The organism is Mucilaginibacter terrae (assembly GCF_031951985.1).
GTDB lineage: Bacteria > Bacteroidota > Bacteroidia > Sphingobacteriales > Sphingobacteriaceae > Mucilaginibacter > Mucilaginibacter terrae_A.
On sequence record NZ_JAVLVU010000001.1, the window covers coordinates 1,984,206 to 1,998,525 of the forward strand.

Below are 14,320 nucleotides of genomic sequence, written 5' to 3' on the forward strand. Positions count from 1 at the left end.
TATGAAACTATTAAACTCACTGACCTTTGTACCCGCCGTGGCATTGCTGTTAACAGCAGGTGCGGCACAAGCGCAAAACAGCGTTATCGACCAGATTGTTAAGGAAGGTAACGAGAACTCGCAACTCGAAAAACTCGCTCACGAACTTATAGACGGCGTTGGCCCGCGTTTGGTGGGCACTCCGCAAATGCTTAAAGCCAATGAATGGGCACTTGCCAAATACAAGGGCTGGGGCATTAGCGCCCGGAACGAAAAATGGGGCGAATGGCGCGGCTGGGAACGCGGTATATCGCACATTGACATGGTTTATCCGCGTGTAAAATCATTAGAAGGTACCCAACTTGCCTGGAGCCCAAGCATGGGCAACAAAACCGTAACAGCCGAACTGGTTATCCTGCCCGACCTGGCCGATTCAGCGGCTTACCAAGCCTGGTTACCTGCAGTAAAAGGCAAATTTGTAATGATATCTATGCCGCAGCCTACCGGCCGCCCCGATTATAACTGGAAAGAATTTTCTACCAAAGAATCATTCGACAAAATGACGGCTGCCCGCACGGCTCAAACCACTGCCTGGGCTAACCGCATTAAAAAAACCGGTTACACTACCCGCACATTGCCAATCATATTAGAAAATGCCGGAGCAGCCGCCATCATTACCTCTAACTGGTCGGCAGGGTTTGGGGTTGATAAAATATTTAGCGCTTATACTAAAAAAGCACCAACGGTTGATATTGCTTTGGAAGATTACGGCCTATTATACCGCTTAACCGAATCGGGTAACAAACCTAAGATCAGTGTGCATACCGAATCGAAAGAACTGGGTGTAGTACCAACCTATAACACCCTGGCCGAAATTAAAGGCAGCTCAAAAGCTGATGAATATGTAATGCTATCGGCACACTTTGACTCGTGGGATGGTGGCACCGGCGCTACCGATAACGGCACCGGCACCTTAACTATGATGGAAGCCATGCGCATCCTTAAAAAAGTATATCCTAAGCCAAAACGTACCATATTGGTAGGCCACTGGGGCAGCGAAGAAGAAGGCCTGAACGGCTCACGTGCTTTTGTTGAAGATCACCCCGAAATTGTAAAAAACCTGCAAGCCCTGTTTAACCAGGATAACGGCACCGGCCGCGTAGTAAACATTGGCGGCCAAGGCTATGCTAAAGCAGGCGACTATATAACCCGCTGGTTAAAACCTGTACCATCGTACATCCGCGATTCCATTAAAACCAGCTTCCCGGGCATCCCTGGTGCAGGAGGCTCTGACTTTGCCTCGTTTGTAGCTGTGGGCGCTCCGGGCTTCTCTTTAGGCTCGTTAGGCTGGAGCTATGGTAATTATACCTGGCACACCAACCGCGATACCTATGATAAAATAGTGTTTGATGATGTACGCAAAAATGCCATCCTTACTGCTATCCTTATTTACATGGCCAGCGAAGACCCAGAAAGAACATCAACCGAAAGAGCACCATTGGGTAACAATCCACGTACCGGCCAGCCAATGAAATGGCCTGAGCAGGTAAAAGCTACCCGTCGCGGCGGTATCGAATAATAATTTATCCTACTAAAGACTTTATCTGCAGGCGGGCGTTCATTTGGAGCGCCCGCTTTTTTATTATTAAATCTTCACAATTTTTTTACAATAATTAAGCCCCTTTGAACGCATAGAGGCAAGATTGTACAAGAGCTTGTAAACATGATACACTAAAGCCATTTGTTCATGGCAGATATTTGAATGAATATCCAATTATAGCGTAAAGCACAATCTTGTTATACACTTATTAAAATGAGTAAAAAAGTATTAAGTACCATGGCCTTCATGGCTGTACTGGCTACTGCTAAAGCACAGTATCCTGTTATTCCGCCGGCGGTACAGGCCAAGGCCGATTCGGCTTTGGAGGTTGAAAAACGATTGAGCGATAAAGCTTTTGAAAAAGCCCAAGCCATTATTAAAGCCGATGAAGCCAAAGGCAAACCCTACATACCATGGGCAGCAAAACCATCTGATTTACCCCAGGCTAAAATCCATGCGTTTCCGGGCGCCGAAGGTGGCGGCGCTTTTACAGCGGGTGGCCGCGGGGGTAAAATATTCGTGGTAACCAGCCTGGCCGACCGTGGCGCAGGTACCTTCCGTGAGGCTTGCGAGCAGGGTGGCGCGCGTATTATTGTATTTAACGTAGCGGGTATTATCAAGCTCACAAGCCCGGTAATTATTCGTGCGCCATATGTTACTATTGCAGGGCAAACCGCACCGGGTGATGGTATTTGCATTGCCGGCGAATCGGTTTGGATCGATACCCATGATGTGGTTATCCGCTATATGCGCTTTCGTCGTGGAGCTACCGATGTGGCCCGCCGTGATGATGGTTTAGGTGGCAACCCGGTGGGTAATATTATTATCGACCACGTTTCGGCAAGCTGGGGATTAGACGAAAATATGTCGCTTTACCGCCACGTGTACGACCGTGGAGGCAGTAAGCAGGAAAAACTGCCTACGGTGAATATCACCATCCAAAACTCTATTTTCTCCGAAGCATTAGATACATATAACCACGCCTTTGGCAGCACCATTGGGGGCTTAAATAGTACGTTTATGCGTAATCTATGGGCTAACAATATTGCCCGTAACCCATCAGTAGGCATGTATGGCGATTTTGGCTTTGTAAACAACGTAATATTTAACTGGTGGAACCGTAGTGCCGATGGCGGCGACGATCGCTCGTTATTCAATTTCATCAACAACTACTATAAGCCGGGGCCTGTTACACCATTAGATAAGCCCATTGGTCACCGTATTTTAAAACCCGAAGGCAGCCGCGACAAAAACCGACACACCATTTATGGCCGCGTTTATGCCAACGGAAACATAGTTGAGGGCAACGAAAAAGTAACCAAAAACAACTGGGACGGCGGTATACAAATTGGCGACATGGAAGACGCCGGCCGCTATACCGACAGCATTAAATCAACTAAGCCATTCCCAATGGCTAAGGTAAAAACCCTATCAGCGCAGGAAGCATATGATTATGTACTGGCCAATGTGGGTGCCACCCTACCCAGGCGCGATGCCGTTGATGCCCGTGTTACACAGGTAGTTAAAACCGGAAAGATAATTTACAAAGAAGGCACTACCAATACCATTGGTAAAGAGTACATTAAGCACCGCCTACCCGATGATTCGTACAAGCAAGGCATCATCACCCACCCCGACCAGGTTGGCGGCTACCCCGAATATAAAGGAACGCCTTACAAAGACAGCGATAACGACGGCATGCCCGATAGTTACGAAATTGCTCACGGCCTTAACCCCAAAAATGCGGCCGATGCTACTTTACCAGCTAAAAATGCCGGTGGCTACACCAACATTGAGGTTTACCTTAATAGTGTAGTGCCTTTAAGTAAGGTGGTACCTGGAGCTAAATAATTAGTCAATATTAAAATTCACCAATCCCGGAAGTTAAAATCTCCGGGATTTTTTATTGTATTATTTTAGCATTTAGCCTATTCTTCTCTTGTTTGTAAAACCACGTATTTACTCCGAAATTCTTCCTTTTCTCCCGGTGTTTACCTTTTTGTAGATAAAAAACATAATGAAGGCCGGGAAACAGTTGGTAATGTAATTATTAAGAACTTTGAACGTCAATTTATTCAATTTACAATGAGCATTGGCCCATAGCGTTTTAAAATAACACCAGATTACAATTATATTAGAAAGAAAGTATACGGAATATTCACTACTACACCACCGCCCTCAAATTTGAACCTTATCTTTGCACTACAAGCTTGTGATTAATGAATACCACCCAACCCCAGTTGCGTACGGTGAATGTAATGCGGTATGTTACCCCCCTGCGCGAGGGCGGCTCATTACCTGCCATTGCCGAGGCCAACGACGAATTTTTATATGTACTTAAATTCCGTGGTGCGGGCCAGGGCGTTAAAGCCCTTATTGCCGAATTAATTGGCGGTGAAATTGCACGTGCGCTCGGTTTCAGGATACCCGAAATTGTTTTTGCCAACCTTGATACCGCCTTTGGCCGTACCGAACCCGATGAGGAGATACAAGACCTGCTTAAAGCCAGCACTGGTTTAAACCTGGCGGTGCACTACCTGTCGGGCGCTATTACGTATGATGCTGTAATTACCAAATTAGACAGCCGCCTATCATCAGCCATAGTATGGTTTGATTGCCTGATCACCAACGTTGACCGTACCCCGCGCAATACCAACATGCTCATGTGGCATAAAGAACTTTGGTTAATTGACCACGGTGCCGCCCTATACTTTCATCACTCGTGGCATAACTGGGAAGAGCAGGCCAAACGCCCTTTTGCATTGATAAAAGACCACGTGCTTTTACCATGGGCCAGCGAGTTGGAAGAAGTAGATAAGGATTTTAAAGCTATTTTAACCGATGAACTGATACGCAACATTACCAACCTCATACCCGATGAATGGCTCATCGATGAATCATCAGATGAAACTGCCCAGCAACGCCGTGAGGTATATTACCAGTTTTTAATAACGCGCTTAGCCGCATCGCAAACTTTTGTAACCGCAGCACAACATGCAAGAGCATCACTTATTTGAGTACGCCGTAATACGCGTTGTGCCAAGGGTAGAGCGCGAGGAATTTATAAACGTTGGCGTAATATTGTACTGCGCAAAACTCAAGTTTTTGCAGTGCCTGTACACGGTTGACGTTAGCAGGTTAAAAGCCTTTTGCCATTTGCTGGATATTGAAGATTTAGCTGCCAACCTGAAAGCCTTTGAGCAGATATGCAACGGCGGCAAGCATGCCGGCGCTATTGGTATGCTGGATGCAGCTTCGCGCTTCAGGTGGTTAACAGCCACACGGAGTACGGTAGTGCAGGCATCTAAAGTGCATCCGGGGTTTAGTGCCAATCCTTCGGCAACATTATTGCGGTTACATGAGCAACTGGTACTGTAAATCCGGTCTTACATCATGAAGCTATCGCCAAATTCGCCCCTGCAAAAACTCATGGATACCATGCCCCAACAAGGCATAGTAACCTGGATAGGCATCAGGCCCAAACGCAAGGCCCCGCTCCTGTCGCTAAACAAGGTAGAAGCCCTTACACTCAAAGGGCTTGCAGGCGACCATTTTTCGGGTTCGGCAACCAGCAAACGGCAAATAACGCTTATACAGCATGAGCATATAGCTCTGATTGCCTCGGTTATGCAACAAGAAGATCTTTCGCCCGGTTTGCTGCGCCGTAATGTGGTTGTTAAAGGAATAAACCTGCATGCTTTTAAAGACCGGCGGTTTTGGGTAGGCAACGCGCTTTTGGAATACACCGGCGAGTGCCATCCGTGCTCGCGTATGGAAGATGTTTTAGGCCCGGGTGGTTATAATGCTGTACGTGGGCATGGCGGTATTACGGCACGCATTATTCAGGGTGGAGAAATTGTTGTGGGCGATGTTGTAATTATAAAAAGCAGCCCTTCTTATTAAATACCCATAAGTCAATTTATCATTTTACAATTGCAATGCGTTTTTAACGCAATACATAACCCATAATGTCACAAAACATCAACATATTAAAAACCGAAGTTTTATCAAATAATTGGTACACTCTTCGTAAAGTAACTTACGAATATATAAAACCCGATGGCAGCATACAAACCCAGGAACGCGAAGCTTATGACCGTGGTAACGGTGCTACCATACTGCTGTATAATCAACAACAAAGCACAGTAATTTTAACCCGCCAGTTCAGGCTGCCTACTTATTTAAATAATAACAGCACCGGAATGCTCATTGAAGCATGCGCCGGTTTACTGGATAAAGACAATCCTGAAGACTGCATTCGCCGCGAAACCGAAGAAGAAACCGGCTACCTGATAACCGATGTGCGCAAAATATTCGAAGCATACATGTCGCCCGGTTCGGTTACCGAAATTTTACATTTTTTTGTTGCCGAATATACCAAAGACATGAAAGTGCATGATGGAGGCGGTGTAGAACACGAACAGGAAAACATTGAAGTATTGGAATTAAGTATTGATAAAGCCATGACTATGATTACCACCGGCGAAATTAAAGACGCCAAAACTATTATGCTGCTGCAGTACGTTAAACTTAATCAAATACTTTAAATGCCATCCACTCAAAAATCATTAATGATACTGGTTGCCGGGCCATACCGCTCGGGGACTAACGACGATCCTGAATTGATACATGCCAACGTAAAAGCCATGACCGATACCGCCCTGGCACTTTATCGTATAGGTCACCTGCCTGTTTTGGGCGAATGGTTTGCCCTGCCGCTTATTGAAGCCGCCGGTTCAAAACAAATTGGCGACGATGCTTTTAACGAGATATTTCACCCGGTAGCCATACAACTCATTAGCCATTGTGATGCCGTTTTGCGCATAGGCGGCCCATCGGCCGGTGCCGATGAGATGGTGAACACCGGCAAGGCCCACAACAAAACTATATTTTACAACTTTGATGATATTCCAAAGCTGAAATAAGTTTTAGTTACTACCATTGTTTTGTAAACACAAGAGGCCGGCTTTAAAAAAACCGGCCTTTTTTAGTGGCATGGATTTACTTAACGCACAGAAACTTTTAAACCAGGGAGCTCCATGATAAAAGCTGGCGCAGTCAAAAAACCCTCAATAAAGCACTTGCCCAGTGGCAGCAGCGCACTTCTGCTTTATGAGTTTGCTATTAACAAACTATACGTATTTTTCTGCGTTGTATAATTAATCAATTAAAAATTAATTATGGACCATACAGAATACATTGGCAACCCCGACAGAGACCATATCAATATTCACGAAAACTACGAAGTAGAATATTGGTCTAAAAAGTTTAGCGTAAATCCTGAACAATTAAGACAAGCAGTAAAACAAGTAGGTACTACAGTAACCGCTGTAAAAGAATACTTCAGCAAATAAAGTTCTCAAAAAAGCGAATAGCGTATTTAAATAACAGGTAAAACATTTGTCTTTGATTAATATATATTTGAAAGACAAACCTTACCTATCCGTTGCTGTAATAGCATTGCTGTGTGCCTGCAAAGGTTCGCCAAAAGCAAAAAACAAAACGAAGAGTGCCGGGCAAGAGCTATAATTTGCAGTACATCCGCATTAAAATTAAATCATAATAACAAACACCAACTATTGGCACCTACACGTCCAAATGCAGTATTTATGCCGTTGGTATTTATTAATTAACTACAAACTTTTGTACAGCAATAACATCTCCCTTGCTTCCGTAGTCAGTTTTTCTCTTGTCCGACCATTTACTGTGTTCGCCCAAAACAGTGAGCGTTAAGGTATAATTTGCTTTGGGCAAAACCGGGCTTAAAAATTTCAATGCCGTTACCTTGTATTTGCTGTACATATCAATCATGGCCGAGGCTACAATTTTGCCTTTATGATTTGTAACATCAACCATGGCATATCCTCCATCAGGATTTGATATACCGTACATAAAAACTTGTTTACCGCTAAATTGAAGGGTAAAAGTATCGCCCTTACTGCCCGATTGAAGTACCGGTAAGTTCTCATCGGATGCATGCTCCCATTGGCCTTTACAAATAATAGATTTATGAACGGCGGTAATGGTTTTGCCTGTAATTGCACCCGGAGATGCCGCCCCTGTACCTGTATTAATTTTCCAGGCTGCCTGATACCCGGCCATAGATAGCGTATTGCCCGAAACGGTAAGCGGCTGCCAAACATAAGTAGCTGCCGATGCCTGGTTAGGGTATGACCACCTGTCGCCCATGAATATAAAAGTGGTATCTTTTGTGCCTTCAATAGGTAACACAAAAGTAGTTTGCGAATTCCAGGTGAGTGTACCTTCGGGAGCGAATAGTCCGTGTGCCGTCCACGGTCCTTTGAGCGATGTGGCAGTATAATAAAAGTTATCGTTACGCTCCCAACTGGTTAAGTTAGAGGCCAGCCAAAAGTATACGCCGTTATTTTTAAATATGGCCGGAGACTCGCTCCCGGGCCATTTATTGTCCACTACTTGTTCGGTTATGCTTTTGTAATCATCGGCCAGTTTAAATAATAAGCCCCCGTGCAACAACACATAACCTGCTCCATCGGTGTCCTGATAGGTACCCATATCCCATTTGCGAATGGGTTTACCATTAAACAACAATGCGCCTTTAAAAACGTACGGACCGACAATTGTTTTGGAGGTAGCATACCCAACAAACTGGTCTTTATAAGATATGTCGTCGGCGTGCATAAACATTACATACTCGCCGGTTTTAGGGCATTTCATTACCTTAACCCTTTCTCCCACCCTATTTAACCCCAGTTTACCCGAATCCTGAACAGGTAATGCCAGGCTTTCAAACTTCCAGTTGTATAAATCGGTTGATGAGTAGCAGTTAAACCCTGCAAAGGCATTGCTTTGATCAGTGTGCTTTTCGCCAAATAAATAATATTTACTACCCTCTTTGATAATGCCACCACCATGGGCACTCACTACACTGCCCCTATCATCAAACCAGGGCACGCCCGAATATATAGCGGTTTGCTTTTGAGCCGATGATTTGTAGAATGATAACATCAACGCAAGCATCAATACCATACGTACAACCTTTGGCAACGTATAGTTGAGCAGTAACAGGTTCATATTTTGCAGTATAATTGGTTTTGCTAAAATATGGCACCGGGTTTAAGCCGTTGTCATGCTCTGTCCTGTTATAAAGTTAAATAGATAACGTTAAGGTGTGTTGAAATTTACGGCTATGGTTCCAGGCATTCCAAAAATGAATACTGATTCCCAGCAGTATAACACCAAACCCGGCCTGTGCGTAAAAGCCCGGGAACCGGGTTCCTTTCAACAGCATCTCCCCCATCAGTGTAAAAAATATTTCGAATACCTGCGTAGCCTCAATAGCAGCCAGTGCAACGGTGTTTTTACTTACAATTTGCGTAGCCTGGTAAAACCCTACACCACCCAAAAAACCCGAAAATATGGCCGACAGAAGCGAAGAAGTACATAAAACCAATGATGGCGCCCCCGAATTGGCATACCCTATAACAGCCAGTACAAGCAGCAAGGGCAGGCAACCCACGCTCATGCCCAAAACACGTTGCAGCGCATTTAAATACAAGCCTTTATGCTCTAAATCAACCATTAACCTGCGGTTACCCAGCGGCCAAACTATTGCACCCAAAACAACCATTATTAAACTTAACAGGGTATTTCCTAACGAATGCAATTGGGTTAACCTGTCAAACTGCATTACAAAAACGCCAGCCACTATTACAACCGAAAGCAATAACGACTTTTTAGGAATTCTGCGCCTTTCATCAGGATAAATAAGTGGAGCTAATAGCATACCTGCTAATATATTGACCTGAAAGGTAGCGGCCACCATCCACCCCGGCGACCACAGCGAGGCCACGGCCAGCAAGGTGTACAAACAACCAAAGCCTATGATGCCCCATTTTATAAAAACCAGCGGTGCTTGTTTTATAGCCGCAATAGTACTTTTAAGCTGACCAGCCAACAAAACCACAATTCCAAGTATAGGTATTAAAAACAAGCTGCGCAGGGCAGCCGTCCATGCCCAGTAACCGCCGGCACCCGAAATTATACTATTAATAATAAAAGTTGATGATAAAAACAGTGATGCCGCCATTCCCCAGGCAATTGCTTTGAGTGCTTTCCGTTGTTCGGTCATAACGCAAAAGTAGGCCGAAAGCGTATCCAGTTATGGTACTTTTCGGGTAAGTAATGGCCTATATCATCCGCACGTTACGAAAATCGGCAGGCGTTATACCGGTATGACGTTTAAAGAACCGGCCAAAAAATGCGGGATCGTTAAAGCCCAGTTCGTAGCTGATCTCTTTTACTGATTGCTCTGAGGTTTGCAGCAGGATCTTGCTCTCGGTAAGCAAACGCTCTTGTAACAATTCAAAAACTGTCATTTGAGTAGCCTCCCGGCAAATGCCATTCAACTTTTTTATATCAACCAATAATGCTTCGGCATAAAAAGCGGCCTGGTGTTGCTGCCTCAGATGCAAGTTTATCAGTTGCTTTAATTGATGCAAAAGTCCGCGGTTTAGCCCTACACTTTGCACTTGCCCATGCTGGACGATATGCGCACGATTAGCATGCAGCAACAATAAAGAAGTATAATGTAAAGTAAGCGATGCATCGGCCTTTGCGCGGCCGCATTCATGTTGCAACTGTTCAATTAAAAAAGTTACGATGGAATTCAGTTCATCATCCACATCAATATAAGGTGCCGTTGTGTAACTATCTAATAGTCCTGTCTCATTCTCACGGTTATGAATGTTAACAAATAGCTTAAACAACTCCTCGCCAAACATAACCAGCCAGCCATCACGGTCAAATTTATCAATTAAATGCACCTGGCCCGGCTGGATGAAATATAACCGCCCCGGTTTTACCCCGTAAGGCTTAAAATCTATATAGTGTATGCCCTCGCCCTTGGTTACCAGCATCAGCTCATAATGATCGTGGCGGTGAGGAATAACAGATAACTGGTTTAAATCTTTGTGCAGGCGGGTTACGCGCAAAAACTCACCGTCTAAAAGCTTTTGTATGGGGAGATTTGCGGAGGGTTTCATTTTGGACTTTAGCTGTAAGTCAAAGATAGTATTTTAAGGTAAGGGGAAATTATATGAATACTTATAATAGAACTGCAAGGTTGTAAACTCAAGTAAAGGAATTAAAATAAGTCTTTTTATAGTACGACCATTTATCAAATATTTCGGTCATAGTTATATATTTAGTTTTTAAAACACTTTATCACATGGAAATTATTTTCGCCATCATTAGCCTGATCCTCGGTATTGCAATTTTGATCACGTTTTTCAACATGGCCACACGGCTTAGAAGTATTGTTGAAGGCATTAATATTTTAAAAGATGAGCGTGAACAGAATGCAAGAGTGCAATATTTTATAAACAAAGTTAACGGCAACAATGAAGCTGCCAAAGACTGGATGTTAAACGCAATTTTTATCCAATGCACAAAATCAGGAATGTCTAATGAATTTAGAAGAATAAAGTATGATGAGCTTGGAGAAAAGTACAAGCATCTGTTTATTGAGATCGGATATGAATACCCCGCCAATCCGTTTTAAGAATATTATAATTTCAAAACGCTAAAAAAGATAGCCGCTTAATTCAAAACCAAGCGGCCTTTTTTGTGCTCCTGAAGGGATTCGAACCCCTATCGACGGTACCGGAAACCATAATTCTATCCATTGAACTACAGGAGCATATTGCGGCAGCAAATATATGTTTTTCGGGCTTAAAACTGTTATGGCTTATTTTAAAATTGATGGCAAGTAAAAAAGGCCGCTGCGGTTAAGCAAACGGCCTTAGCTTAGTTAATAGTAATAGTTTTAAAATGAGTAACGCAGTGTTATACCAAAGGTACGTTGATCGCCCAGTACGGCAGCATATTGGCCGGCATTACCACCTGCTGGTAGTAACTGCTCAAAGTAGTTTTTGTTCAACAGGTTACGGCTCCATATAAAGGCAGATACACCATGAACTGCCCTGAAACCCGCACGGGCGTTAAATATGGTATAGCCATCAATGTTTAAGTATGCCGAAGGCGATGGGCTTGATGAAAACTCTGAACGGAAGAACCCATCGGCCGCAATAAAGAACTTAGTGTCTTTGCTTATAAACTGGCTTGGTGTGGCAAACTCGCCACCTAATGACCCCGCCCATTTAGAAATACCCGGCAAGCGCGAACCCGAAATATCTTTAAAGGCAACCTGGGTACCGTTTACGGTTAAGCCGGTTTCTTCTAAAGGCAGCGGTGCGTTAGTAAACGTTACATACTTACCATCGGTGTAAGCTGCCGAACCATAGAACGAGAAGTTTTGGTTGGCCTTGTAGCTACCATCAAACTCCAGGCCTTTTACGTTAACCTTATCGGCATTGGCAATATAGCCACGGTTTACCCCCAACTCGGGCGATTGCACGTTGGTTTGATAGTTCTTAATATCAGAGTTATGGAAGTTAAGGTTTAAGATAAGGTTTGGCAGCGGCGTGGTTTTAAGGCCAATTTCGTAGTGTTTGGTTTTCTCGGGTTTAATAACCGCCAGGCTCAAATCGGCCGTGGTACCGCCAACAACGCTTGGTAAACCTGCTACGTTAACCCCTACCGGCTTAAAACTGGTTGAATAGGTGGCAAAAGCATTAATTTGTTTTGACGGACGATAAGCGGCAGTTAACGAGTAGGTAAAGTTCTTCTCATCGGCATCGGCCACATACTGCTGACTGCTGTATACCAGGTTCTTAATTTTTTGCAGTTCAGATTTTACTGCTGCGCTGTAGCTGCTATTGGCAATATCTAACCCGCCCCTGGCTACACGGTTGTAGTACACATCTTTTTGATCGTAGTTTATACGTGCGCCCGGTAAAATGTGGAAGCCTTTGGCAAATTCCCAATCAATACTGGCAAAAGCTGCGGCACTTTTTGATTTGATAAAAGCATCGGTGTAAATACCATAGCCTTCTAAAAGTCCCGGCGTTGCCCATAATTGATCGTTGGTTACACCCGGAGTATTGGCATTGTTACCTGTGGTGCTTTTAGCAAACCGTGCTTGCGCCGCGCCCGATTCTTCGGTACCGTTAATGGTTACTTTTTGGTCGATAAAGAACAAGCCTACCACACCGCTTAATTTTTCAGATAGCTGGCCGGCATATCTAACCTCCTGCGACCAGTTATGATGTTTGGCCGGGTTTTGCGATTTGGCCAGTACCGGTAAACCTGTAAAGTCGCGGTCGTTTGATGGGTCCCAATTCCAGTAACGCCATGCAGTGGTTGAGGTTAAAGTGCCAGGACCAATTTTAAAATCGGCGTTTAATGATACGCCGCCCAATTGGTTGCCCGAACGCCATGGCGTATCATGATCAATTTTACGGTCGAAAGCGTTTAAGCTGGGTAAGGTATAACCCAAATCGGCTGTGATGGCATTAAACTGGCGATAGGCTGCACGTTTAGTGGGCACCACACCAGCAACTACCTGTGCGTAACCATCGGGCTTTTGGTCGGTTATATCACCGGCTAAGGTTACGGCAATATTTTCGGTTGGTTTGTACAGGAATTGGGCACGGGCACCTATGTTATTAATATCATTGGTAGCGCGACCGGTCCTGATGTTATCAACCAAACCATTACGCTGGGTTCCTGAAAAAGAAACACGGCCTGCAAAAACCTTGCTTAACGGACCCGATACCGATGCCTTGGCCTGAATGTAGCCATAGTTACCATAGCTGGTCTCAAAAGAAGCCTCAGGGGTAAAAGTTGGCTTACGGGTAGTAATACTGAAAGCACCTGCGCTGGTATTTTTACCGAACAGCGTTCCCTGCGGGCCACGCAATACTTCAATACGTTCAATATCAATAAAATCGAGCGTGGCAGCAGCAGGGCGGGCATAGTACACGCCATCTACATAAAACCCAACACCCGGGTCCAAACCATCATTGGTTAAACCAAACGGTGAACCAATACCACGAATATTGATACCCGTATTACGCGGGTTAGAGGTGTACAATTGTACCGATGGAATTAACTCCTTTACACGGTTAACGTTAAATGCACCGGCCTGATCTATTTGTGCTCCGCCTACTACCGAAACCGGCAGTGGAACATCCTGCAATACCTCGGCACGTCTTCTTGAGGTTACTACGATCTGGTCGAGCAGGGCATTTTCCACCATTTCAAGCTCGAGTGGGGTGCTTTGAATTTTTAGCACCTGGAAATCCTGCGGCTTATAGCCTACAGCGCGTACCTGCAAATAAAAAGGCGGCTCTTGTTTGGCTTCGATGGTAAATTCGCCGTTTTCGTTAGCGCTTACGGCTATATTAGTGCCTCGTATAGTAATGGTAGCATGAGCCACCGCCTCGCCATTGGTGCGTTTTACTATCCCGCTTACTTTATTTTGGGCAAACGCCAGGCTTGCCATTATAATGAGGGAGAAAAGAATGAGTAACTTTTTTTTCATGATCGTGATTGAGCGTTTATGATATAAGTGTTGCTTACAGGTAACGTGCACCTGTTAAGTGGTTTGAATAACATAGTATTTGGAAATGCGGCAAGGGAAACCTTCCGCTTTGTGCCTGCTCAAAGCCTTCCCACTTTGAGCGTCACCCGCATTTGACTAAATCACCGGGTTTATTTGGCAATGGGCTGGCCGATCAACAGCAGCAGCAACACTGTATAGCATTGCTAAAGTTGTTGCCCTGTTTAGTGCAGGTAGTTTTTGTTGTGGTAAAAAACAAGCTGGTTTTCATTGCCTTGTGCTGAACTTATTTGCAATGA

At 44.5% G+C, this 14,320-nt stretch carries 13 protein-coding genes and 1 tRNA gene; 9 read left to right on the top strand and 5 right to left on the bottom strand.

Translation table 11 applies throughout. The features are described 5' to 3' along the window. Position 1 precedes the first annotated feature (1 nt). The 8 genes from QE417_RS08065 (at position 2) to QE417_RS08100 (ending at position 6,933) form a co-directional block, all read left to right on the top strand. A complete protein-coding gene (locus QE417_RS08065; protein WP_311949140.1) occupies positions 2 to 1,558 on the top strand; it encodes a M20/M25/M40 family metallo-hydrolase in 1,557 nt (518 codons plus the stop codon). A gap of 234 nt (positions 1,559 to 1,792) precedes the next feature. Further along, positions 1,793 to 3,430, top strand: a complete 1,638-nt coding sequence (locus QE417_RS08070) for a polysaccharide lyase (RefSeq protein WP_311949141.1) — start codon at positions 1,793 to 1,795, stop codon at positions 3,428 to 3,430. A gap of 368 nt (positions 3,431 to 3,798) precedes the next feature. Beyond that, positions 3,799 to 4,596 (top strand): HipA family kinase, encoded by a 798-nt coding sequence (locus QE417_RS08075; RefSeq protein ID WP_311949142.1) that lies wholly within the window; start codon positions 3,799 to 3,801, stop codon positions 4,594 to 4,596. After that, a complete protein-coding gene (locus QE417_RS08080; RefSeq protein ID WP_311949144.1) occupies positions 4,574 to 4,957 on the top strand; it encodes a DUF3037 domain-containing protein in 384 nt (127 codons plus the stop codon). The genes QE417_RS08075 and QE417_RS08080 overlap by 23 nt, the downstream gene beginning before the upstream one ends. A 15-nt stretch (positions 4,958 to 4,972) precedes the next feature. Next, positions 4,973 to 5,482 (top strand): MOSC domain-containing protein, encoded by a 510-nt coding sequence (locus tag QE417_RS08085; protein ID WP_311949145.1) that lies wholly within the window; start codon positions 4,973 to 4,975, stop codon positions 5,480 to 5,482. A 65-nt stretch (positions 5,483 to 5,547) separates the two neighbouring features. Then, on the top strand, positions 5,548 to 6,126 hold the full coding sequence (gene nudK / locus QE417_RS08090; RefSeq protein WP_311949147.1) for a GDP-mannose pyrophosphatase NudK: 579 nt from the start codon (positions 5,548 to 5,550) through the stop codon (positions 6,124 to 6,126). Next, positions 6,127 to 6,504 (top strand): DUF4406 domain-containing protein, encoded by a 378-nt coding sequence (locus QE417_RS08095; RefSeq protein WP_311949149.1) that lies wholly within the window; start codon positions 6,127 to 6,129, stop codon positions 6,502 to 6,504. Positions 6,505 to 6,759: 255 nt separating this feature from the next. Then, a complete protein-coding gene (locus QE417_RS08100) occupies positions 6,760 to 6,933 on the top strand; it encodes a DUF3606 domain-containing protein (RefSeq protein ID WP_311949150.1) in 174 nt (57 codons plus the stop codon). A 271-nt stretch (positions 6,934 to 7,204) separates the two neighbouring features. Here the strand turns inward: QE417_RS08100 and QE417_RS08105 are convergent, their stop codons facing one another. The 3 genes from QE417_RS08105 to QE417_RS08115 all read right to left on the bottom strand — a co-directional run bounded on the left by QE417_RS08105 (position 7,205) and on the right by QE417_RS08115 (position 10,602). Further along, positions 7,205 to 8,632 (bottom strand): family 43 glycosylhydrolase, encoded by a 1,428-nt coding sequence (locus QE417_RS08105; RefSeq protein WP_311949151.1) that lies wholly within the window; start codon positions 8,630 to 8,632, stop codon positions 7,205 to 7,207. Between the two features lie 76 nt (positions 8,633 to 8,708). Then, a complete protein-coding gene (locus QE417_RS08110; protein ID WP_311949152.1) occupies positions 8,709 to 9,689 on the bottom strand; it encodes a DMT family transporter in 981 nt (326 codons plus the stop codon). A gap of 58 nt (positions 9,690 to 9,747) precedes the next feature. Then, on the bottom strand, positions 9,748 to 10,602 hold the full coding sequence (locus tag QE417_RS08115) for a helix-turn-helix domain-containing protein (protein WP_311949154.1): 855 nt from the start codon (positions 10,600 to 10,602) through the stop codon (positions 9,748 to 9,750). 185 nt (positions 10,603 to 10,787) lie between these two features. Between QE417_RS08115 and QE417_RS08120 the strand changes: the two genes are divergently transcribed. Continuing rightward, the gene (locus QE417_RS08120) at positions 10,788 to 11,120 is read left to right on the top strand and encodes a hypothetical protein (protein ID WP_311949155.1); all 333 of its coding nucleotides are present in this window, start codon (positions 10,788 to 10,790) and stop codon (positions 11,118 to 11,120) included. Between the two features lie 66 nt (positions 11,121 to 11,186). Here QE417_RS08120 and QE417_RS08125 read toward each other — a convergent pair. Together QE417_RS08125 and QE417_RS08130 are read right to left on the bottom strand one after the other, a co-directional pair. Next, a tRNA-Arg gene (locus QE417_RS08125) sits at positions 11,187 to 11,258 on the bottom strand. A gap of 126 nt (positions 11,259 to 11,384) precedes the next feature. After that, complete coding sequence (locus QE417_RS08130; protein WP_311949157.1) at positions 11,385 to 14,003, bottom strand: TonB-dependent receptor; 2,619 nt, start codon at positions 14,001 to 14,003, stop codon at positions 11,385 to 11,387. Between the last annotated feature and the right edge of the window lie 317 nt (positions 14,004 to 14,320).